Origin of the sequence: Aliiroseovarius sp. M344 (assembly GCF_025140835.1) — a bacterium.
Lineage (GTDB): Bacteria > Pseudomonadota > Alphaproteobacteria > Rhodobacterales > Rhodobacteraceae > Aliiroseovarius.
The window spans coordinates 1,308,412-1,328,990 of sequence record NZ_CP081153.1; the positions used below are offsets into that span (position 1 = coordinate 1,308,412).

Sequence of the window (20,579 nt, forward strand, 5' to 3'; positions counted from 1 at the left end):
CCGGCGTTATTTAGTTAACTTGTTAACAGAAATACGCATCGCGTCAAGTCGATGGTCGATCAGGCGCTCTCAAGTGCCGCGATAATCGGCGAGAAATCAGACGCTTTCAAACTTGCCCCGCCAACCAAAGCACCATCAACATTTGAGACGGCAAAAATCTCTGTCGCGTTCGAGGGTTTGACCGAGCCGCCGTAAAGAATGCGAGTCGAGCGACCAACCCCTACGCCAAATCGGCGTTCCAGCCGTGCGCGGATGAAATCATGCACATCGCCAATCTGGTCCAGTGTCGGAACCTTGCCGGTGCCAATCGCCCAAATCGGTTCATACGCGACGACAAGATTTTCGCCGGTCACAACATCCGGGATTGACCCGGCCATCTGGCCGCCGATGATATCGAGCGTGTTGTTGGCTTCGCGCTCAGTAAGGCTTTCGCCAACGCAAACGACAACTTTCAGCCCGGCGGCAAGCGCCGCAACCACTTTACTGCGCACATCCGCGTCGCTTTCTTCGTGATCTTCGCGCCGTTCGGAATGGCCCAGGATCACGTGGCTGGCACCAGCATCCAGCAGCATCTGAGCAGAGATATCACCCGTATGCGCCCCGGTTTCGTTTTGGTGGCAGTCCTGACCGCCAATGGCGATCTGATCAGGTACGGCCTGTGCCGCCCGCGCGATCAGGGTGGCTGGCGGGCAAATCAGGATGTCGCAACCCGGCGTCGGGTGCGCTTTGGCCAGCGCGTCCAGCTCTGCCAGATTTGCGCTGGTTCCGTTCATCTTCCAATTGCCTGCTGCCAGTTTGCGCCGGGTCATCTCATCTCTCCCTTTTGGTTTGTATGTTGTCCGACGCGGAACGGGGGTCGTCAAGCCCCGGTAGGGCTTGCACCGCGAACATGGTGCGCTACAAGACCACCACTTTCGCCACGCAGAAGGATGTTCGTGATGATCCCAAGACTGGATGCCGCCAAGATTGCGGCCCGCGATCCGCAGACGATGGCGGCGTTGAAATACGGCGTGGAACAGGTCGGGTTCCTCACCATTCACAACACGATTATTCCGCACGACCAAATGGTACGGGTGTTGGAAAGTTACAGGGCCTTCTTTCATCTGCCCGAGGCCGACAAGCGCGAGGTTGATATGGCCCTGACGGGGGCCAACCGGGGCTGGGGTGCGCCGGGGTCCGAACAGGTCGATCCTGACGCCAACCCCGACTACAAACAGGTGTTTGATTGCGGGTTCGAATTAGATCGCGACGATCCGCTGCGAGGCCAGAACCTGTCGGTCTATGGGGACAACCTGTGGCCGGATATGCCGGGGTTTCGCAAAACGATCCAAGACTACTACGCGCAAGCGCTTTTGGTCGCGCTGGACCTGCTGCGCGGCATTGCAGCAGCGATCGGTAAGGATGAGCATTATTTCGACGACGCGTTCACCCGCCCGATGGCGCTTCTGCGCGGCAACTATTATCCACCCCGGCCTGATTGGGCAGGGGATAAGGATTTCGGGATTGCGCCGCATACGGATTACGGTTGCCTGACCCTTCTGGCATCAGATGGCGTGGCTGGGCTGGAGGTGCTGTCCGCAGACGGGTCATGGCTGCCCGTGAACGCCCCAGTCGGCGAATTTGCGATCAATTTCGGCGAGATGCTGGAAATGTGGACCGGGCAGGCGGTCAAGGCGACGATGCACCGGGTGGTCGGGTCAGGGGATGAACGGATCTCGGTCCCGATGTTCTTCAACCCAAACCACGACATCAACGTTGCTCCGGATGGCGCGGATAAGCCTATCCTTGCGGGCGATCACATGAAGAAGCGGTTTGACGAGACCTATCTGCACCTCAAGGCGGCGGCCGCGTCTTAAAGCGTTTCGAGAAAAACCTGCGATACCGGTTTTTGGCGAAACGCGAGAAACGCTGAAATGTTAAGCAGCGTTTCGACTGATCCCTGTCGCAGGTTCAATTCGAAACGCTTTAAGCTAACGCATCCAACGCGCGACGCGCCCAACCGCAGGCCAGATCCGGGTCGTCCAAAGCCGCGTAGGGCAGGGTCCAGTATCCCATGGTTTTGCCGTCCATGCCGAAGATGCGGCTGCCCTCGGCTGCCATAGCGTCAGCAAAAGCCCCTTTGGCTTTCAAGAAAATCTCGCCACTGCTGGACAGGATCGCAAACACCTGACCATTTGCATAGAAGGTCGCACCGCCCATCATCTTGCGATGGGTCAGCGGGCCAAGCCCCTCAAGCAGTTCTTTGACAAAGGCGATATCTGTGTCAGTGACGGACATCGAACCTAGGGCAGGTCTGCGCTGAGCTTTTCATCGAACTTTATCGATTCGCCACACCCGCAAGCTTCACTGACATTTGGGTTCCGAAATTTGAACCCCGCCTCGAGCAGCGAGATTTCATAGTCGATTTCTGTTCCGAACAAGAACATCTGCGCCATTGGCGCGATGATGACGCGGGCGTCACCTTGGTCGACCACCTCGTCATGGCTGTCGACCTCATCAACATAGTCCATGGTGTATTCCATGCCCGCACAGCCACCTTTTTTGACTCCAATGCGCAAGCCCATATGTCCACCGGACGCCATGAGTTTGGCGATCTGGGCCTCGGCGGCCGGTGTCATGGTGATCGGCGATCTGCCGGGAATGCCAAACATCAACGTCTCCTTTGTCCCAAGGCTAAGCCGTCATTTCGGTTCGCTCAAGGGCAGGGTGCATCTGCGGTTACATAAAGCCCAGTTCAAGACGGGCTTCGTCCGACATCATTTCCATGCCCCAGGGCGGATCCCAGGTCATTTCGACATTCACCTGTTTCACGCCTGCAACGGGTTCGATCGCTTCGACCAGCCAGCCGGGCATTTCACCTGCGACTGGGCAGCCGGGCGCTGTCAGCGTCATAATCAGATCAACTTCGTTTTCGTCGTTGATCTCGACCGTATAAACCAGCCCCAAGTCAAAGATATTGACCGGAATTTCCGGGTCATAGACCGTCCGGCAGGCTTCAACCACGCTGTCATACAGCGGGTGGTCAACGGTTGAGGGCTTGATCAGCGGTTCACCTTCAAGCTTGTCGGATGTGTTCATTGTCATTGTGCCATCGTCCTAATCCTGACTGATCATATAAGGATTGCAAAGGGCAAGGTCCAGAGCCAGACCTGAAGAAGAAACATGCTGCGGTGCAACAAAGTCGCTACGTTGGCTCACTGGTTTGCAGGTCGCCGTCTAGCCTATTGGATATGTTGCCTGTTTCTAGATATCGTCCAATGTTGGATGTTGCGGGTGCATTGTGTTGGAAATCACAACCCCATGATGCGCAATGGTCTATAATTCGCCATAAAATGGACGTGTTCGCCTTGAATTTTCCGCTTGAGACCCTCTTTTGCAAGAGCTGGGGCAGCACGAGGAGCCAGAACGGTGATTTCGACGAAAAATGGTGACACAAAAACTTTGACTTGCACCGAGCAGCTGGATCAGGCGGCCCGGATGGTGCAGGACGTTGCCTATGCACTGGCAAATCGCGTGGACAACACAACTTTGACCGAACTGATGCTGACCAGCCGCAAGCTGGAGCGCTTGTCGGAACGCGTGAACGCAGCCAATCTGGGCGCAGTCAAAATCAACCGCGACGACGATGGCTGACACCAACGCGCGCGCTGGTCAGGTCACAGAACGCTAGAAAACCCTTGGCATTCGGCGCAGCATGCGCCAAATCAGCCGGATGCAAGACCAAATCCCAACCCGCGTCACATTTTCCCTGAATGCCACAGACGGCAAGGCCCGTATGGGTGTCATCGACACACCGCGCGGCAAGATTCGCACGCCAGCTTTCATGCCCGTCGGGACCGCGGCCACCGTAAAGGCGATGATGCCGGAAAGCGTGGCAGCGACAGGCGCGGATATTCTGCTTGGCAACACCTACCACTTGATGTTGCGCCCAACAGCCGAGCGGATCGACCGCTTGGGCGGGCTGCATAAGTTCATGAACTGGGACAAACCGATCCTGACGGACAGCGGCGGGTTTCAAGTGATGAGCTTGGCCGATCTGCGCAAACTGACCGAGAAGGGCGTGACGTTCAAATCCCACATCGACGGCTCGAAGCACGAGTTGACGCCCGAGCGCTCGATGGAGATCCAGAAGCTGCTGGGGTCCGACATCGTGATGTGCTTCGACGAATGCCCCGCCTTGCCGGCGGATCGGGATCGGATCGCCGAAAGCATGCGCCTGTCGATGCGCTGGGCGGCGCGGTCGAAAGAGGCGTTTGGCGATCGCCCCGGACATGCGCTTTTTGGAATCATGCAGGGCGGACTGGAGCGCGATTTCCGGGAAGAAAGCGCCGAGGCGTTGAAGGACATCGGCTTTGATGGCTATGCGGTTGGCGGTTTGGCTGTGGGCGAAGGGCAGGCCGCGATGTTTGACTGTCTGGATTTCGCCCCTGATCTTCTTCCCGAAGACAAACCCCGCTATCTTATGGGGGTTGGTAAGCCGGATGACATCGTCGGCGCGGTCAAGCGCGGCATCGACATGATGGATTGCGTGCTGCCGTCGCGTTCTGGCCGCACCGGGCAAGTGTTCACACGTCACGGAGTTTTGAACATCAAGAACGCGCGTCATCAGGACGACCCGCGCCCGTTGGACGAAAACTGTGGCTGTCCGGCCTGCCGCAACTATTCGCGCGCTTATCTGCATCATGTGTTCCGCGCACAGGAAATGATCTCGGGCATGCTTCTGACATGGCATAATCTGCATTACTTTCAGGAAATCATGCAGGGCATGCGCGACGCGATTGCAGCGCAGAGATTCGCCGAATGGGAAACGGATTTCCACTCTGGCCGCGCGCAAGGCGATATTGAGCCGCTTTAAGTGTTTCGAAACACTGCCTATGCCAATTTCCCGTCGGCTTTCCCCTTGTCGTCCGCAGGCGGCGGAGGCAGAGTGTTGGGGCAAAGTGGGTTGACGTTGGGCGGTACCACCCCCATCTGAATAACCCGAACAGGAGGCGCCCCAGCTGCCGAAACACAGGGGCAGGGCGCTTTGCCAAGAATAAGGAAAACCTATGAGTGAGCAACTGAGCCAATCCTTCCCGGTCCTGCCGCTGCGTGACATTGTGGTCTTCCCCCACATGATCGTGCCGCTGTTTGTTGGACGCGAAAAAAGCGTCAGGGCTTTGGAAGAAGTGATGGCGGATGACAAGCAGATCCTTCTGTCCAGCCAAATTGACCCGTCGGTCGATGAGCCGGACGTGGAAGGTATCTATGATGTCGGCGTGCTGGCCAATGTGCTGCAACTGCTGAAACTGCCCGACGGCACTGTTAAAGTGCTGGTCGAGGGACAGGCGCGGGTGCGCATCACAGACTATGTCGATAACGCCGACTATTTCGAAGCCTTTGCCGAGGTAATCGAAGAACGGCCCGGCGACCCGAACGAGATCGAAGCGCTTCTGCGTTCGGTCAGCGAAGAGTTCGAGCGCTATTCCAAGATTAAGAAAAACATCCCCGAAGAAGCGCTGGCGGCGGTCGCGGAAACGCGCGCGCCTGACAAGCTGGCCGATCTTGTGGCGGGGCATCTGGGCGTCGAAGTCGACCAAAAACAAGAGCTGCTTGAAACCTTCACGGTCTCTGAGCGGCTTGAGAAGGTCTATGGCCTGATGCAGGGCGAAATGTCGGTCCTGCGGGTTGAGAAAAAGATCAAAACCCGCGTCAAAAGCCAGATGGAGCGCACCCAGCGCGAATATTATCTGAATGAGCAGATGAAGGCCATTCAGAAGGAACTTGGCGACGGCGAAGAAGGCCAGAACGAGCTGACCGAGCTGGAAGAAAAGATCGAAGAAACCAAGCTGTCCAAGGAAGCGCGCGAAAAGGCGGATGCCGAGCTGAAGAAGCTCAAGAACATGTCGCCCATGTCGGCAGAAGCCACGGTTGTGCGCAACTATCTGGATTGGATGCTGGGTCTGCCATGGGGCAAGAAAAGCCGGGTGAAGAAAGACCTGAACAACGCTCAGAAAGTGCTGGATGCGGATCACTATGGCCTTGAGAAGGTCAAGGAGCGCATTGTCGAATATCTGGCTGTTCAGCAGCGCTCGAAAAAGCTGAAGGGCCCGATCATGTGCCTTGTTGGCCCTCCCGGCGTGGGTAAAACTTCGCTTGGGAAATCGGTTGCCATGGCCACGGGGCGCGAATTTATCCGCATCTCGTTGGGAGGCGTGCGTGACGAAAGCGAAATCCGCGGTCACCGCCGGACTTATATCGGTTCGATGCCCGGTAAGATCATTCAGGCGCTGAAAAAGGCGAAAACCACGAACCCGCTTATTTTGTTGGATGAGATCGACAAGATGGGGCAGGACTTCCGTGGTGATCCCGCATCCGCGATGCTGGAAGTGCTTGATCCGGAACAGAACTCGACCTTTGTCGATCACTATCTTGAGGTCGAATATGACCTGTCAGATGTGATGTTCCTGACCACTGCGAACTCCTACAACATGCCGGGACCGCTTTTGGACCGGATGGAGATCATCACGCTGGCCGGCTACACCGAAGATGAAAAGCGTGAAATCGCGTCGCGTCACCTGCTTCCGGAAGTGGTCAAGGATCACGGGCTGAAGAAGGATGAGTTTTCGGTCAGTGTAACCGCGCTGACGGATATGATCCGTTACTACACTCGCGAAGCCGGTGTGCGGAACCTGAAGCGCGAGCTTGCAAAACTGGCCCGCAAAGCGGTGACCAAACTGGTTAAGAAAGAGGTCGAGGCCGTCGAAGTCACGCCTGAATTGCTGGAAGACTATCTTGGTGTGCGCAAGCATCGCTTTGGATTGGCCGAACAGGAAGACCAGGTGGGCGTCGTGACAGGTTTGGCCTGGACCAGCGTGGGCGGTGATCTGCTGTCCATCGAAGCGCTGCGCCTGCCGGGCAAGGGCCGGATGAAAACCACAGGGAAACTGGGCGATGTGATGAAGGAATCAATCGACGCCGCCAATTCCTATGTGCGGTCGATTGCGCCCGAAATCGGCGTTAAGCCGCCCCAGTTCGAAAAGTCAGACATCCACGTGCATGTGCCCGAAGGCGCGACGCCCAAGGATGGCCCCTCGGCGGGTCTGGCGATGGTTACCTCTATCGTGTCTGTCCTGACCGGCATTCCCGTGAAGAAAGACATCGCCATGACCGGAGAAGTCACCCTTCGCGGCAACGCGCTGGCGATTGGCGGTTTGAAAGAAAAACTGCTGGCCGCGTTGCGTGGTGGTGTCAAAACCGTCCTGATCCCGGCAGAGAACGAAAAAGACCTGCGTGAGATTCCAGACAATGTGAAAGAAGGGCTGACGATCATCCCGGTAAGCCATGTGTCCGAAGTCCTGAAACACGCTTTGGTTCGTGAACCGGTTGCCGTGGAATGGGATGAAGCGGCGGAAGAAGCTGCGGCTGCTGCCTTGGCGAAAAAGCCAGCCAGCGTGCCGCCAATCGCGCACTGATCGCCAGTGCCTTCATTTGGGAAGGAGCGGGGAAAGGCTCGCTCCTTTCCCCTATTCAGACCGCGATAATGCGGATCTGTTCATGGAGCCAGCCCAAACTGGCACCACAATCAAACAGAGAGGCAATCCATGGCAGTCAGAGCAAAATCAACATCAAAAGCAAAACCGAGCGCAGCGACGAAAGCCAAGCAGAGTGCTTCGAAGGCACCTAATATGACGGCTTCCGTAAAGCAAACATCGGAAAAGACGATCACTTTTGCAGAGCCGGTCGTAAAAAAGAAAGAGATGTTAGCCCGCGTTGCTGCGCGTGCTGAAATGCGCCCCAATCAGGCAAAAGCGGTTTTTGACGCTGTGTTGGAAGAATTGGGAGCGGCCTTGGAACGTGGTGAAAAACTTCGCCTGCCACCGCTTGGCAACGTCAAAGTCAATCGCCAGAAAGAACTTCCAGACGCCAAAATTGTGATCTGCAAGATCCGTCGCAACAAGGCTGTCGACAAGGAAGACGCCCCTCTTGCGTCGCATACCGACTGACGCTAAAAACTGGCCCGTTGGGTGATTAGCTCAGTGGTAGAGCGCTTCGTTCACATCGAAGATGTCAGGAGTTCAAATCTCTTATCACCCACCACTTCGCATTGGCTGGGCCATCCATCGGGCGCTTTTGGGCGTCCGTTTTCGCATCAGCTTCTACCCCTGTCCGGTCGAAAATTTATGCGGAGACATCCCGAAAGCCTCACGAAACCGTTTCGAGAAATACGCAGCAGAGTCAAAGCCACACGCGACGGCGACATCGACCACAGGCAGATTGGTCTCTGCCAGCAGGATACGCGCGCGCTGAAGGCGAAGGTTTTGTAAATATTTCTTCGGCGTTGTGTTCAGGTAGTGGCGAAACAGTCGTTCCATCTGCCGCCGCGAAATCCCAAGCTCGTCGGTGATGACGTCCAGATTGATATGGTCGTCCAAATGCGCTTCGAAATGATTGATGATGCGCACCAGTTTGTCATTACGCACCCCGATAGACGCGGATGTGGAGCTTTGCTGGCGGTCTGTTTCCGACCGTTGAACGGTGTGCAGGCACATGTTCAGAACGGCCTGCGCCAGCACCGGACCGTGGGTGTCATAGATCAGCTTGAAGAACAGGTCGGTCGCCGCCGAGCCACCACCGCAGGTCAGGACGCGGTTGTCCATCGTATACAACTGCTCGACCGGGTTGAGGCCGGGGAAATGCTCGCGAAACGGCGCGATGTTTTCCCAATGCAACGTGAATTTGTGGCCGGCCAAAATGCCCGCGCGCGCCAAAGTATAGGTGCCAGTGCACAAAGCCCCAACCGTGCGGCCCAAACGCCATTGTTTGCGGGTCCAGTCTGCGACTTTCGCGCTGGTGGATAATTCGGGTTGGACGCCGGAACATATGAAAATTCGGCTGTCGGCTGGCGTATCCCCCAACGCGCTATCGATCCCGATCTCGATCCCGTTCGAGCACCTTACATTGCCCCCATCTTCGGACATGGTGGTCCAGGAATACAGGCTTTTCCCGGTCAACTGATTGGCGATCCGCAAAGGCTCGATGGCCGACGTGAAGGCAAGCATCGACAGGTTTGGAAGCAGCACGAAAACAATTGGTTCGGGGTTGGCTGGTGCGTCGATCGCGACGTGGGCCACACCTTTGGGAACTACAGACGCCGACATATTCGGGTTCCTCGCTCTTGGAGATGAGGCACCATACGTAACGTAAGGCAAAGTGCAACCGTTAGGCCTGATCGCATCCGGCGCGTCGCCTCTTTGCGGCCGTTTCACCAGCACGCGAGAGGCCAAGTCGACATTTTTTCATGCTTTGAGAAAACCCCTCTTGCAATCCCCGGTTTGACAAGGCTATTAGCTGGCCCAGCGGGTGATTAGCTCAGTTGGTAGAGCGCTTCGTTTACACCGAAGATGTCGGGAGTTCGAGTCTCTCATCACCCACCATTCCCTTTGAGTATGTTGGCGCTTTGCCTGTGGACCAGAGTGCCATAGCACCGTCATACCAACGCAAAGGGTCCACATGCCAACCCAATATCCAGAAATGTTCGTTATTCGCCACGGTCAGACGGAATGGAACCTAGCCGGTCGCCACCAAGGGCGACTGGATTCGCCGTTGACCCAAAAGGGGCGGCAACAGGCGCGCGTCATGGGGCAGATGTTGCAGCGCGAGATTGGCGGACGCACTGATGTTGCAGCCTACAGCTCGCCGCAAGGCCGGGCTTTGCAGACTGCGGAACTGTCGCTCGCTGCATTGTCATGGTCGGTCACACAAGACGAGCGGTTGTGCGAGGTGTCTTTTGGCGCGTGGCAAGGTTTGACCCATGATGAGATTGCAGCAGGCTGGCCCAAGCAGGCTGCGTTTGGCGAACAGAATCCGCAGGAATGGCACTATATGTCGCCCGGCGGTGAGACTTTGGCCGACCTTCAGGACCGCGCAGATCGTTTTTTGAAAGACCTTGCCGACCCGGCGGTGGTTTTTACACATGGGGTGCTTTCACGGGTGCTTCGGGCGCGCTGGTTGGGTCTGAATGAACACGAAATGCTGGAGCTGCCAGGCGGCCAGGGGATCATTTTCCACCTTGCGCGTGGGCACGGGCATCGGGTGATCGAAAAATAATCTGGAAAAACAGCATTGCCCGCTTGACGCGCTACAGCCTGCGGCCTAGAACGCCCGAACTAGCCGCAAGGCTGGCAGTGAGCGGTTGTAGCTCAGTTGGTTAGAGTACCGGCCTGTCACGCCGGGGGTCGCGGGTTCGAGCCCCGTCAACCGCGCCACCACTGCCCGAAAGACACCCCGCCATTGGCGGGGTTTTTTCGTTTTATGTCTTGCTGAATCTGCCTGAAACTACTGCACCCGGGATCGCGAGTTTTCCCCATTGACGCCTAATCACACCCAATGTATTCACCCCGCCACGCGCGGTTGTAGCTCAGTTGGTTAGAGTACCGGCCTGTCACGCCGGGGGTCGCGGGTTCGAGCCCCGTCAACCGCGCCACTTCACCACATTCCGGGCGACAGAAATGGCGGCTAGCCTTCCATTATTGATCGCAAGGGATGAGGTAGGATCATGTCGATCATTGATGACATACCATTGCTGACAATACTGATTTTCTGCGCGACAATTGGGCTTGCGCCATTCGCGCCACCACATGTGTGGGAAAAGCTTGTCATGTTGTTTGGCGGGAACTTGGTGCGTCCCATCGATATGTTTGACCTGCTGATGCACGGCACCCCTTGGCTGGTGCTGGGCGTGAAGCTCGTCAGGATGCGAAAGGGCGATCAGCCCGGGAAAAAGGGCTGACTGCAGGTTTTGGTGCCGACGTCACGGCGCATTCCGGGATGTCTGTTTCAGGACAGTTCAGACAGAATACGGGCCCAGCTTCGGATGCCTTTGTGGAAGCTTTCCAGATCGTATTTTTCGTTCGGGCTGTGGATGTTGTCGTCATCCTTACCAAATCCGATCAGCATCGCGTCGACGCCCAGAATATCTTTGAAATATACAGCAATCGGGATCGAACCACCGCAGCCTGCGAAGGCCGCCGGAATGCCCCATTCATCGGACAGCGCTTTTCGGGCCTGTTCGAACATGGGGTTGTCGGTTGAAACCTGCGCTGCCGGGGAACCCTTTTCGGTGCGGTACTCGACCGAGAAACCTTCCGGCAGACGGTCTTCCAGATAGCTGCGGAAGGTTTTGCGGATCGCGTCCGGGTCTTGCTTGCCAACCAGCCGGAAGCTGACCTTGGCCGAGGCTTTGCTGGGCAACACGGTTTTGAACCCATCGCCGGTATAGCCCCCCCAGATGCCGTTCACATCGCAGGTTGGGCGCGACCACAGCATTTCGATTGGCATTCGGTCTTGTTCGCCCGCGGGCTGTTTCAATCCCACATCACCCAGGAAAGCGGCGTGATCAAACCCAAGGCCCTGCCACTGGGCGCGCATCTCGTCTGACAATTCCTCGACCCCATCATAAAAGCCGGGCAGGGTGATCCGCCCGGAGTCGTCGTGCAGGTCAGCCAGGGCACGGGTCAGCACCCGGATCGGGTTCATCGCAACGCCCCCATACATGCCCGAATGCAAGTCACGATCAGGGCCGGTGATGGTGAAGTCTTCACAGGTCATTCCGCGAAGTTGGGTGATGATGGCCGGGGTCTTTGATTCGAACAGTCCAGTGTCGCAGATCAGGGCGATGTCTGTGGTCAGCTCGTCTTTGTTCTCTTCCATGAACGGGATCAGGGACGGAGAACCCGATTCTTCCTCGCCTTCGAAAAACAGCGAAATACGTGCGGGCAGGCTGCCATGGACTGCAATCCACGCCCGGCAGGCTTCGACAAATGTCATCAGCTGACCTTTATCGTCGGATGAGCCACGACCGCGAATGACTTTGCCGGCCGGGGTGTTTTCCAAGGCGGGCTCGAAGGGCGGGGTGTCCCACAGGTCCAGCGGATCGACCGGCTGCACGTCATAGTGCCCGTAAAACATAAGATGCGGTGTATCCGAAGGTCCAGCCGCGTGCGCCACGACCATCGGGTGGCCGGGTGTCAGGCGTTTATCTGCCTGAAATCCAATGGTTTTCAGATCATCTACCAACCAATCTGCGGCCTTTTGGCAGTCCTCAGCAAAAGCAGGATCGGTCGAGATGGACGGGATACGCAACAACTCCAACAGGCGGTCAATGGCATCAGGAAGGTCCGCATCAATACGGTCTAGAACGGGGTCGAGCGACATGGCTATGCTCCAATCTCATGCGTTTTCGAAGCGGACCCTACCAGCCTCTTTGCCGCTGTCCACCCAGAGTATGGAAGGGCGTAGTGTCGCGGAAAATCTAAAAAGGGTTCCGTTTGCGATGGATCAATGTAAAACCCGACTGCAATCCGTTAACACGGCAAGCAACGACATGCGGGGGAAACATATCCAATTTTTGAATATGTTTGCGAGGTGATACCCTGTATGTTGAGCGAACGAACAGGATCAGACCGGCCAGGAGGGAACCTTGGATTATACTCACGAGCTCGACGTGGCGCTGCAGCGCCTGCACGACGAAGGACGTTATCGCACGTTCATTGAGATTGAGCGCTGTCAGGGCCAGTTCCCCCACGCCACATGGAAAAAACCTGATGGTTCAGAAGCGCCGGTGACGGTCTGGTGCGGCAATGACTATCTGGGCATGGGACAGCACCCTGCGGTGCGCGAGGCCATGCACGAAGCGATCGAAGCGACCGGGGCGGGGTCTGGTGGCACGCGCAACATCTCGGGCACCACGGTTTACCACAAACGTCTTGAAGCCGAGATCGCCGACCTGCACCGGAAAGAAGATGCGCTGATCTTCACGTCAGCCTACATCGCCAATGACGCGACCCTTTCCACTTTGCCAAAATTGTTCCCCGGCCTGATTATTTATTCAGACGAGTTGAACCATGCCTCGATGATCGAAGGTGTGCGCCGCAATGGCGGGGCAAAACGCATCTTCCGTCACAATGACATCGCCCACCTGCGTGAATTGCTAGAGGCCGACGATCCCGCCGCGCCTAAGTTGATCGCCTTTGAAAGCGTCTATTCCATGGATGGCGATTTCGGGCCGATCGAGGCGATCTGCGACTTGGCAGATGAATTTGGCGCGCTGACCTATATCGACGAAGTGCACGCCGTTGGCATGTATGGCCCACGCGGGGCAGGCGTTACCGAGCGTGACAATCTTGCGCACCGCATCGACATCATCAATGGCACGCTCGCTAAGGCATATGGCGTGATGGGCGGGTATATCGCAGCGTCCGCAAAAATGTGTGACGCGATCAGGTCTTACGCACCGGGCTTCATCTTTACAACATCGCTGCCGCCGGCTGTCGCTGCTGGCGCGGCGGCATCGGTCAAGCATCTGAAAAGTGATCAAAGTCTGCGCGATGCCCACCAGACCCAAGCCAAGATTCTCAAGACCCGCTTGAAGGCACTTGGCCTGCCGATCATCGACCACGATTCGCACATCGTTCCGGTCATTGTCGGCGACCCGGTCCACACCAAGCAATTGTCAGATATGTTGTTGGAAAGGTTTGGTATTTACGTCCAACCGATCAACTATCCGACTGTTCCACGCGGCACCGAACGGCTTCGGTTCACACCGTCACCGGTGCACGGTCCGAAAGAGATGGACGCACTCATCAATGCACTGGATCAACTGTGGTCCCATTGTGAGCTAAATCGCGCCGAACTGTCTGCTTAACCTCAATCACTGACTGCACATTTTGTAAGAATGTGTTACCGTCCCCATAGGGAAGGCGGCGAAGACGAATCGTTGGCTTCATTTGGGACACTTGAGGCACTAGGAGCAGCTGGATGATCGGGCGTTGGAACACGTCTCGGGTCGAGGAAGAAGAAAAGCAGACAGGCTTTGATTCCTTTGATCTCCGACTGGGCGATGTCATGCGTGGCGAACGTGCTACGCTTGGAAAATCGCTTTTGGACGTCCAGCGCGAGCTGAAAATCAAAGCCACCTATATTGCTGCAATCGAAAACGCGGATGTGTCCGCGTTCGAAACGCAAGGGTTCGTTGCGGGTTATGTACGGTCCTATGCGCGTTATCTGGGGATGGACCCGGAATGGGCCTATAAAACGTTCTGCGCAGAAAGCGGGTTCACAACGGCGCATGGTCTCGCCGCAGGCGCGTCCACATTCTCTGAAAAGCCACCGAAGTCCACCAAACGATCCGATCAAAAAGGCGATCCGCTCGCCAATCCGAACGCAAGCTGGGTGCCACAAACCGAAAGTGTTTTTGCGGGCATTGAACCTGGCGCTGTTGGATCGGTAGCGGTTCTGGCGGCCTTGATCGGTTTGCTGGGATTTGGCAGCTGGTCGGTGCTGCAGGAAATTCAGCGTGTCGATTTTGCGCCCATTGAGCAAACACCTGGTGTGCTGGCTGAATTGCCAGATGTCGGGGCGGGACCGTCCGCCATAGGCGACGTCAATGAACCAGAAGTGTTGGCACAAGCAGGTGCCGGCCTTACTCAGCCACCTTCGGCGGAAGCGCTGGATCGGCTTTATCGGCCACAAGCGTTGGACGTACCAGTGCTGACGCATCGCGATGCGCCGATATCGACCTTGGATCCATCCAGCGTTGGCGTTCTGGCCGGCGTGAGCACACCCGATCTGGGCACAGCCCCCGGTTTTCTGGGGCCTGACTCGATCACGTCTCGTGATACGCAGCGCTTCGCCGCAAAGCTGACCACGCCGACGGCCGATGGACTAGTTGATGACACACCTGCCGGTGTTCGGGTCCTCGGGGCAGACGCCGCTGAGGTTGCCGTCTTTGCTGTGCGCCCATCTTGGGTGCGCATTCAATCGGCTGACGGCACGGTCATCTTTGAGAAGATATTGGACGCAGGCGAACATTACATTCTGCCTAAAACCGAACTGGCACCCGTCATGCGCTCCGGCAATGCCGGATCGATCTACTTCGCGGTTAATGGCACTGCCTATGGCCCGTCGGGTGACGGTCCGTCGGTGGTGAAAAACGTGGCCTTGTCACAAGAAGCGTTGCTTGAAACCTTTGCGCTTGCCGATCTGGCCGATGATGCGGATCTGGCCACCTATGTGGCAGAGCTGAACTTGGCGCAATAACCACGTTATTCACAAAAAACTCAGGTTAATCGGCGCGCCGTTGCGCTTGTGGCCGTTGCTTGCGCGCGCTATCTCTTGACCCGAACAAATGGCAAAGAGTGATCCCATGTCCCACAATCCGATCCGTCCATGGCGCGACATCCAGCGCCGCAAGTCACGGCAAGTGATGGTGGGTAATGTGCCGGTCGGGGGCGATGCCCCGATTGCCGTGCAAACCATGACCAACACCGATAGCTCGGACGTGAAAGCCACCTTGGCGCAAGTCCTAGCGGCGGCCGAGGCTGGCGCGGACATCGTGCGGATTTCCTGCCCCGATGTAGGGTCAACGGCGGCATTGAAAGAGATCACGGCCGAAAGCCCGGTCCCCATCGTGGCCGATATCCATTTCCACTACAAACGTGCGATTGAAGCCGCCGAAGCGGGCGCGGCCTGTCTGCGCATCAATCCGGGCAATATCGGAGACGAGGGGCGCGTGCGCGAAGTGATCAGGGCCGCCAAGGACCACGGTTGCTCGATCCGCATTGGTGTGAACGCCGGGTCGTTGGAGCGCCACCTTCTTGAGAAATACGGCGAGCCTTGCCCGGAGGCGATGGTGGAAAGTGGTCTCGACCATATCCGCATCCTTGAGGACAATGACTTTCGCGACTACAAGATCAGCGTGAAAGCATCTGATGTGTTTCTGTCCGCAGCAGCCTATCACGGCATAGCCGAGGCGACAGATGCCCCGATCCATCTTGGTATCACGGAAGCGGGCGGATTTGTATCGGGCACCATCAAAAGTGCCGTTGGGCTGGGCAGCCTTCTGTGGGCCGGGATTGGTGACACGATCCGTGTAAGCTTGTCTGCCGATCCGGTCGAAGAGGTTAAAGTCGGATTTGAAATCCTGAAAAGCTTGGGGCTGCGCCACCGGGGCGTGAACATCATCTCTTGCCCCTCCTGCGCGCGGCAAGGTTTTGATGTGATCCAAACTGTGGCCACGTTGGAAGAACGCCTGGCGCATATCCACACCCCAATGAGCCTGTCGATCATCGGTTGTGTGGTAAACGGACCGGGCGAGGCTCTGATGACAGATGTCGGGTTCACTGGCGGCGGAGCGGGATCGGGGATGGTTTACGTCGCAGGGAAACAGGATCACAAGCTCGATAATGAAAAAATGGTTGATCACATCGTCGGGCTGGTCGAAAAGCGCGCGGCTGAGATTGAGGCCCAGACAGACGAAGCCGCCGAATAGGGGCTTTGCCCCTCGAGCCTGCGGCTCTTCACCCCAGGATACTTCAAGCCAGAAGATGCGACCACTGGTCAATTGAGCGGGATGCGACACGGGGAGCCGCAGATATTGAAATGCCCGCATCCAAATTGGGCTTGGGGACGCCAGATCGCATTGTATCGACAACCGGGACAGACGGGTGCTCCTTCAGGTTTCTACTGGCCAAAAATATCCTGGGGTGAGCACCATCGGTGCGAGGGGCAACGCCCCTTTGTTAGTTCCATGTCAAGGCCGGACTTTTAGAGCGTTTCGAATGATCCCTGTCTCAGGTTTAATTCGAACCGCTTTAGTTGGGGGCAACCGACTTAATCGGGAACCGCTGCCCGTCTGCGGTAATCACCACAAGGCGGGTGTTATCCATTACATAGAGATCGCAGCGTGAAACGCCCGTAACATAAGTCACGCAAGCGGTGCTGTCCGCTCCGATGGTGTACTCTCCCAACCACGTTCCGCCGCCGCCATATGTATAGGTGTACCCTCCATCCTCTCCGAATGCAGAGGTGCCGCCGTCATGGAAGGTGAGTATGTTCCCGGAGAGGATATCCGATAGCTCTAGGGCGCTCAAGCGGGCATCAGAGGGTCGGGTTTTCCAATTGTCCGCCTGCACTGGAAATCCATAGATCAGGGCAATAAGGCAGGATGCATAAAAAGTGGGATGGGGCATGAGGCCTCCTTCTCCCGTAGATTAGCGTTTTTGTCAGTCTCGGTGTCTCACGTTGCGGTGATCATGTTTCGTCTTGTGCAAGCCGTGCTTTGCGTCCACCGCGCCGTTTGTTCAATAGCCCTTTGCGGTCAGGCAAGTCGCGCATGACCGCGCGTCTGGCCGCGGGAGACAGGCGCGACCAAATGCCGATTTCTTCGATCGAACGATAGCATCCTGTGCAAATCCGCGCCTCGGGGTGAACGACACAGATGTTAACGCAGGGGCTTTCCACCTCGTCACGTTTCCAGATGTCGTCGATCATTGCAGGTGCCTCATTCGATCCAACACACCTTGCAGGATATAACCGGCTGCGACATGGTCGATCACCTCTGCACGACGCTTTCGGGACGTATCCGCCTCGAGCAGGGCGCGTTCGGCGGCGACAGTAGACAGACGCTCGTCCCAAAAGGTGATCGGAACATCCGTCAGTTTTTCCAGGTTTCGGGCAAAGGCGCGTGTGGATTGGCAGCGCGGTCCTTCTGATCCGTCCATATTGCGCGGCAAACCCAGAACGATCCCGCCAATTTGTCGGTCTTCAATGATTTCCAGTAAACGTGCTGCATCGGTGGTAAATTTTTTCCGTTTGATCGTTTCCAATGGGGTCGAGACCTGCCGCAGGCTGTCTGACACGGCGACGCCGATGGTTTTCGTACCCAGATCCAACCCAGTCAGTGCTGACATGGGAGGCAGGGCCGGGGCGAACGTCTCGACCGTTTCAAAGATCACTGGGCGACACCGGCTTGTTTAGCGGCCGCGCGCACTTTGGCCAGCGCCTCTGGGCGGGCTGCAAACAAAGTCTGTGCTTCGCCCCAGATGGCGGCGGCGCGCTCGGTATTGCCGACAACGCCAAGCACACTGATGAGGCGGGCCCATTCGTCTGGCGTGCCGCCTTCGGTGGCCAAGCGGTCTGACAGCTGCTCGATCATCCCTTGGATCATGGCTCTGCGGTCCTCTTCGCTCATGTCCTGAGCCGCGTCGACGTCTTCCGCGCTGGGTCCGGACAGGCCGGGCATTACCGGTGCCACTGGGCGGGTTGGTGCATCCGGTGGGGTGTAATCGACGCCCGCGTGGGCCGCGAGGCTGCCGATTTGCGAGCGCACCGAGGTCCACCAGATGGCCGTGTCGGGACCTTCCTCAAGCAAGCCGCGCCACAGGCGGAACCCCATATCGGGGCGTCCGTTCTGGGCAAACATCAAGCCGGTATAATAGCGCGCCAATTGGTGGCGCGGGTCGCGCTCGAGCGCGTTCTTCAGCATGGTCTCGGCTTCGTGAGAGATGAACCCGCCCGCCGCGTTGACCAGTAAGTCAGCTTGCCGAACATAATCATCCGCCGTAGCAGATTGTCCTTTTATCTCAAGTAGATGTCCCATTGCCGTGCGGGCAGCCACCATGTTGCCGATGGCAGCTTCATGCTGCGCGAGCAGGTCCAGACCGCGCGGGTCATCAGGGTTTTTTGCCACCGCGTCGCGCAGACCCTGGATCAGTTCAAGATAGTCAGCGGGGGCTTCAACCGGCGGCCCGGGCCAGGGTGGCATATCGGCCTCGGCTGCGGTTTGGCTGGGTCGGCTGTCGCGCATCTCCTGGCTCATCGCGATCCGCTTTTCACGGCCCAGATCCTGATAGCCAGGTGACCCCATCAGCCAGTAAAGCCCGATAGCGCCACATGCGATGGTCGCTGCGGATACTGCCATAACCAGACGGCTGACCCCTTCAGGCGCATCTTCCGGCGTAGCCTTGGCCTGTGCGGCTTTGTCGGCTTCAAGCAACCGCCGCGAAATCTCGATCCGGGCGCGGTCGGCGTCTTGCGGTGAGACAGTGCCACGCGCCAGATCACGATCCAGTTCGCTGAGCTGGTCACGATAGACTTTCATGTCCGAGCTTAGCTTGGAAACTTCGTCCACAGGCGCAGAGATGTCGCGCGGGCGCAGCATCTTCCGCGCCAACACCAAAATGGTGGCGAGTGTGGTTGCCCCGATGATCAGCCAGAAAGCCATGTTCCCTCCGCATGCTTACGTTCCCCTCCATGTAATGCGCAAAGCGGGTGGACAAAACCCTTAATGGTCAAGTGGAACGATCACGATGTCGCAGGGGGCCGCAAATTTTCGGCCATGTCGTCTTTTTCATTCCATATGACGCTGGATCGCCGTCGGCAAACGTCGCTTGGGTATAAAACCGACACAAACCGAAAGCCCAACAGGGGAATCGCATGCGACGTTATTCTGCATTTGCCATTGCGCGCGAGGCTGCGCGCTATCACCAGGGGTGGGAGCGCGCCTGGGCTTCGCCAAAACCGAAGAAGAAATACGATGTTGTCATCGTGGGCGCTGGTGGCCACGGATTGGCCACGGCATTCTATCTGGGCAAGAATTTCGGGATCACCAATGTGGCGATCATCGAAAAGGGCTGGCTGGGCGGCGGCAATACGGGCCGTAACACGACTATTATCCGGTCGAACTATCTGCAGGACCCCTCGGCGGCGATCTATGAAAAGGCACGCTCGCTTTACGAGACGATGAGCCAGGATCTGAACTACAACGTCATGTTCAGCCCCCGCGGCGTGATGATGTTGGCTCAGACCGAACACGAGGTGCGCGGCTATGAGCGCACGGCCCATGCCAATGCGCTGCAAGGTGTGAAGACCGAGTTCATCAGCCCGCAGCGGGTCAAAGAACTGGTGCCGATCATGAACATCAACGGCCCGCGCTATCCTGTTCTGGGCGCGCTGTGGCAAGCGCGTGGCGGCACGGCGCGTCACGACGCGGTTGCGTGGGGTTATGCGCGTGCCTGTTCTGACATGGGCATGGACATCATCCAGAAATGCGAAGTCACCGGCGTGCGCCAAGAGGGCGGCAACGTCACCGGCGTCGACACCACCCACGGTCAGATCGACTGCGACAAACTGGCGATGGTTGTTGCGGGCAACGCGGGCCATCTGGCCGATATGGCGGGCTTCCGTCTGCCGATGGAAAGCGTCGCGCTGCAAGCGCTGGTCTCCGAGCCGATCAAGCCCTGCATCGACGTGGTGGTCATGGCCAACACCGTGCACGGCTATATGTCTCAGTCCGATAAGGGCGAACTTGTGATTGGTGGCGGCACCGACGGGTTCAACAACTACACCCAGCGCGGATCGTTCCACCACGTGGAAGAGACCGTGCGCGCACTGGTCGAGACCTTCCCGATCATCTCGCGCCTGAAAATGCTGCGCCAATGGGGCGGTATCGTGGACGTGACCGGGGACCGCTCGCCCATCATCGGCAAAACGCCACTGGGCAACTGCTTTATCAACTGTGGCTGGGGCACAGGCGGCTTCAAATCGATCCCCGGATCGGGCTGGGCCATGGCCGAGACCGTTGCAAAAGGCGAGCCGGGGTCTCTGGCCGCCGAATTCGGCCTGAACCGCTTCACCGAAGGACGCTTTATCGATGAAAGCGTGGCTGCGGGGGTGGCTCACTGATGAGGAAGTTGAAAGACCTAGGACTTCACTTGCTGGTTGCCCTTCCCGTTGGTGCGTATGGGATTTCCACAACCTTC

General features: G+C 57.5%; 21 protein-coding genes and 4 tRNA genes. 15 read left to right on the plus strand and 10 right to left on the minus strand.

Going from position 1 to position 20,579, the window contains the following annotated elements; all coding sequences use genetic code 11:
• Positions 1-59: 59 nt before the first annotated feature.
• Complete coding sequence (gene tpiA, locus K3556_RS06385; RefSeq protein WP_260518888.1) at positions 60-809, minus strand: triose-phosphate isomerase; 750 nt, start codon at positions 807-809, stop codon at positions 60-62.
• A gap of 129 nt (positions 810-938) precedes the next feature.
• Here tpiA and K3556_RS06390 point away from each other — a divergent pair, with 129 nt between their 5' ends.
• On the plus strand, positions 939-1,856 hold the full coding sequence (locus K3556_RS06390; RefSeq protein WP_260518889.1) for an isopenicillin N synthase family oxygenase: 918 nt from the start codon (positions 939-941) through the stop codon (positions 1,854-1,856).
• Between the two features lie 109 nt (positions 1,857-1,965).
• On the opposite strand, the gene K3556_RS06395 is transcribed toward K3556_RS06390, so the two are convergent.
• From K3556_RS06395 to K3556_RS06405, 3 genes are all read right to left on the minus strand, one after another.
• A complete protein-coding gene (locus K3556_RS06395) occupies positions 1,966-2,277 on the minus strand; it encodes a TfoX/Sxy family protein (protein ID WP_260518890.1) in 312 nt (103 codons plus the stop codon).
• Positions 2,278-2,282: 5 nt separating this feature from the next.
• The gene (locus K3556_RS06400) at positions 2,283-2,651 is read right to left on the minus strand and encodes a HesB/IscA family protein (RefSeq protein ID WP_260518891.1); all 369 of its coding nucleotides are present in this window, start codon (positions 2,649-2,651) and stop codon (positions 2,283-2,285) included.
• A 67-nt stretch (positions 2,652-2,718) separates the two neighbouring features.
• Positions 2,719-3,084: an SUF system Fe-S cluster assembly protein gene (locus tag K3556_RS06405; RefSeq protein ID WP_260518892.1), complete on the minus strand. Its 366-nt coding sequence runs from the start codon at positions 3,082-3,084 to the stop codon at positions 2,719-2,721.
• A gap of 324 nt (positions 3,085-3,408) precedes the next feature.
• Between K3556_RS06405 and K3556_RS06410 the strand changes: the two genes are divergently transcribed.
• From K3556_RS06410 to K3556_RS06430, 5 genes are all read left to right on the plus strand, one after another.
• Complete coding sequence (locus K3556_RS06410) at positions 3,409-3,633, plus strand: hypothetical protein (protein ID WP_260518893.1); 225 nt, start codon at positions 3,409-3,411, stop codon at positions 3,631-3,633.
• A gap of 79 nt (positions 3,634-3,712) precedes the next feature.
• Positions 3,713-4,855, plus strand: coding sequence for a tRNA guanosine(34) transglycosylase Tgt (gene tgt / locus K3556_RS06415; protein ID WP_260518894.1), 1,143 nt, complete (start codon positions 3,713-3,715; stop codon positions 4,853-4,855).
• A gap of 193 nt (positions 4,856-5,048) precedes the next feature.
• On the plus strand, positions 5,049-7,454 hold the full coding sequence (lon, locus tag K3556_RS06420; RefSeq protein ID WP_260518895.1) for an endopeptidase La: 2,406 nt from the start codon (positions 5,049-5,051) through the stop codon (positions 7,452-7,454).
• A gap of 213 nt (positions 7,455-7,667) precedes the next feature.
• A complete protein-coding gene (locus K3556_RS06425) occupies positions 7,668-7,985 on the plus strand; it encodes an HU family DNA-binding protein (RefSeq protein ID WP_260518896.1) in 318 nt (105 codons plus the stop codon).
• 19 nt (positions 7,986-8,004) lie between these two features.
• A tRNA-Val gene (locus K3556_RS06430) sits at positions 8,005-8,079 on the plus strand.
• A gap of 59 nt (positions 8,080-8,138) precedes the next feature.
• Here K3556_RS06430 and K3556_RS06435 read toward each other — a convergent pair.
• Entirely contained in the window at positions 8,139-9,140 is a 1,002-nt protein-coding gene (locus K3556_RS06435) for a GlxA family transcriptional regulator (protein WP_260518897.1), read from the minus strand.
• A 200-nt stretch (positions 9,141-9,340) separates the two neighbouring features.
• Between K3556_RS06435 and K3556_RS06440 the strand changes: the two genes are divergently transcribed.
• The 5 genes from K3556_RS06440 (at position 9,341) to K3556_RS06460 (ending at position 10,771) form a co-directional block, all read left to right on the plus strand.
• Positions 9,341-9,416: transfer RNA gene (locus K3556_RS06440), tRNA-Val, on the plus strand.
• 76 nt (positions 9,417-9,492) lie between these two features.
• Positions 9,493-10,089, plus strand: a complete 597-nt coding sequence (locus K3556_RS06445; RefSeq protein WP_260518898.1) for a histidine phosphatase family protein — start codon at positions 9,493-9,495, stop codon at positions 10,087-10,089.
• Positions 10,090-10,170: 81 nt separating this feature from the next.
• Positions 10,171-10,247, plus strand: a tRNA-Asp gene (locus K3556_RS06450).
• A gap of 141 nt (positions 10,248-10,388) precedes the next feature.
• Positions 10,389-10,465, plus strand: a tRNA-Asp gene (locus K3556_RS06455).
• 72 nt (positions 10,466-10,537) lie between these two features.
• On the plus strand, positions 10,538-10,771 hold the full coding sequence (locus K3556_RS06460) for an RND transporter (RefSeq protein WP_260518899.1): 234 nt from the start codon (positions 10,538-10,540) through the stop codon (positions 10,769-10,771).
• 47 nt (positions 10,772-10,818) lie between these two features.
• Here K3556_RS06460 and K3556_RS06465 read toward each other — a convergent pair whose 3' ends face one another.
• Complete coding sequence (locus K3556_RS06465) at positions 10,819-12,195, minus strand: M20/M25/M40 family metallo-hydrolase (RefSeq protein ID WP_260518900.1); 1,377 nt, start codon at positions 12,193-12,195, stop codon at positions 10,819-10,821.
• A gap of 265 nt (positions 12,196-12,460) precedes the next feature.
• Between K3556_RS06465 and hemA the strand changes: the two genes are divergently transcribed.
• The 3 genes from hemA (at position 12,461) to ispG (ending at position 16,309) form a co-directional block, all read left to right on the plus strand.
• On the plus strand, positions 12,461-13,684 hold the full coding sequence (gene hemA, locus K3556_RS06470; protein WP_260518901.1) for a 5-aminolevulinate synthase: 1,224 nt from the start codon (positions 12,461-12,463) through the stop codon (positions 13,682-13,684).
• A gap of 113 nt (positions 13,685-13,797) precedes the next feature.
• Positions 13,798-15,078 carry a helix-turn-helix domain-containing protein gene (locus K3556_RS06475; RefSeq protein ID WP_260518902.1) on the plus strand — a complete coding sequence of 427 codons (1,281 nt, stop codon included), beginning with the start codon at positions 13,798-13,800 and terminating at the stop codon, positions 15,076-15,078.
• A gap of 106 nt (positions 15,079-15,184) precedes the next feature.
• Positions 15,185-16,309, plus strand: coding sequence for a flavodoxin-dependent (E)-4-hydroxy-3-methylbut-2-enyl-diphosphate synthase (gene ispG / locus K3556_RS06480; RefSeq protein ID WP_260519186.1), 1,125 nt, complete (start codon positions 15,185-15,187; stop codon positions 16,307-16,309).
• A 322-nt stretch (positions 16,310-16,631) separates the two neighbouring features.
• Here ispG and K3556_RS06485 read toward each other — a convergent pair whose 3' ends face one another.
• The 4 genes from K3556_RS06485 to ccmI all read right to left on the minus strand — a co-directional run bounded on the left by K3556_RS06485 (position 16,632) and on the right by ccmI (position 19,042).
• The gene (locus K3556_RS06485) at positions 16,632-17,009 is read right to left on the minus strand and encodes a hypothetical protein (protein WP_260518903.1); all 378 of its coding nucleotides are present in this window, start codon (positions 17,007-17,009) and stop codon (positions 16,632-16,634) included.
• Positions 17,010-17,070: 61 nt separating this feature from the next.
• Positions 17,071-17,310, minus strand: a complete 240-nt coding sequence (locus K3556_RS06490) for a DUF1289 domain-containing protein (RefSeq protein ID WP_260518904.1) — start codon at positions 17,308-17,310, stop codon at positions 17,071-17,073.
• The gene (gene ruvX / locus K3556_RS06495) at positions 17,307-17,729 is read right to left on the minus strand and encodes a Holliday junction resolvase RuvX (RefSeq protein WP_409557767.1); all 423 of its coding nucleotides are present in this window, start codon (positions 17,727-17,729) and stop codon (positions 17,307-17,309) included. Before ruvX ends, K3556_RS06490 begins: the two co-directional genes overlap by 4 nt.
• A 41-nt stretch (positions 17,730-17,770) precedes the next feature.
• The gene (gene ccmI / locus K3556_RS06500; RefSeq protein ID WP_260518906.1) at positions 17,771-19,042 is read right to left on the minus strand and encodes a c-type cytochrome biogenesis protein CcmI; all 1,272 of its coding nucleotides are present in this window, start codon (positions 19,040-19,042) and stop codon (positions 17,771-17,773) included.
• Positions 19,043-19,254: 212 nt separating this feature from the next.
• Between ccmI and K3556_RS06505 the strand changes: the two genes are divergently transcribed.
• The gene (locus K3556_RS06505; RefSeq protein WP_260518907.1) at positions 19,255-20,502 is read left to right on the plus strand and encodes a sarcosine oxidase subunit beta family protein; all 1,248 of its coding nucleotides are present in this window, start codon (positions 19,255-19,257) and stop codon (positions 20,500-20,502) included.
• Positions 20,503-20,579 lie beyond the last annotated feature (77 nt).

Bases quoted from the DNA above. Each gene is read 5' to 3' on its own strand.
- ispG (WP_260519186.1), top strand. From the start codon at position 15,185: ATGTCCCACAATCCGATCCGTCCATGGCGCGACATCCAGCGCCGCAAG.
- K3556_RS06445 (WP_260518898.1), top strand. From the start codon at position 9,493: ATGCCAACCCAATATCCAGAAATGTTCGTTATTCGCCACGGTCAGACG.
- lon (WP_260518895.1), top strand. From the start codon at position 5,049: ATGAGTGAGCAACTGAGCCAATCCTTCCCGGTCCTGCCGCTGCGTGAC.
- ruvX (WP_409557767.1), bottom strand. From the start codon at position 17,729: ATGTCAGCACTGACTGGGTTGGATCTGGGTACGAAAACCATCGGCGTC.
- K3556_RS06505 (WP_260518907.1), top strand. From the start codon at position 19,255: ATGCGACGTTATTCTGCATTTGCCATTGCGCGCGAGGCTGCGCGCTAT.
- K3556_RS06460 (WP_260518899.1), top strand. From the start codon at position 10,538: ATGTCGATCATTGATGACATACCATTGCTGACAATACTGATTTTCTGC.
- K3556_RS06435 (WP_260518897.1), bottom strand. From the start codon at position 9,140: ATGTCGGCGTCTGTAGTTCCCAAAGGTGTGGCCCACGTCGCGATCGAC.
- K3556_RS06485 (WP_260518903.1), bottom strand. From the start codon at position 17,009: ATGCCCCATCCCACTTTTTATGCATCCTGCCTTATTGCCCTGATCTAT.
- tpiA (WP_260518888.1), bottom strand. From the start codon at position 809: ATGACCCGGCGCAAACTGGCAGCAGGCAATTGGAAGATGAACGGAACC.
- K3556_RS06395 (WP_260518890.1), bottom strand. From the start codon at position 2,277: ATGTCCGTCACTGACACAGATATCGCCTTTGTCAAAGAACTGCTTGAG.
- K3556_RS06400 (WP_260518891.1), bottom strand. From the start codon at position 2,651: ATGTTTGGCATTCCCGGCAGATCGCCGATCACCATGACACCGGCCGCC.
- K3556_RS06425 (WP_260518896.1), top strand. From the start codon at position 7,668: ATGACGGCTTCCGTAAAGCAAACATCGGAAAAGACGATCACTTTTGCA.
- K3556_RS06475 (WP_260518902.1), top strand. From the start codon at position 13,798: ATGATCGGGCGTTGGAACACGTCTCGGGTCGAGGAAGAAGAAAAGCAG.
- K3556_RS06490 (WP_260518904.1), bottom strand. From the start codon at position 17,310: ATGATCGACGACATCTGGAAACGTGACGAGGTGGAAAGCCCCTGCGTT.
- tgt (WP_260518894.1), top strand. From the start codon at position 3,713: ATGCAAGACCAAATCCCAACCCGCGTCACATTTTCCCTGAATGCCACA.
- K3556_RS06465 (WP_260518900.1), bottom strand. From the start codon at position 12,195: ATGTCGCTCGACCCCGTTCTAGACCGTATTGATGCGGACCTTCCTGAT.
- K3556_RS06390 (WP_260518889.1), top strand. From the start codon at position 939: ATGATCCCAAGACTGGATGCCGCCAAGATTGCGGCCCGCGATCCGCAG.
- ccmI (WP_260518906.1), bottom strand. From the start codon at position 19,042: ATGGCTTTCTGGCTGATCATCGGGGCAACCACACTCGCCACCATTTTG.
- K3556_RS06405 (WP_260518892.1), bottom strand. From the start codon at position 3,084: ATGACAATGAACACATCCGACAAGCTTGAAGGTGAACCGCTGATCAAG.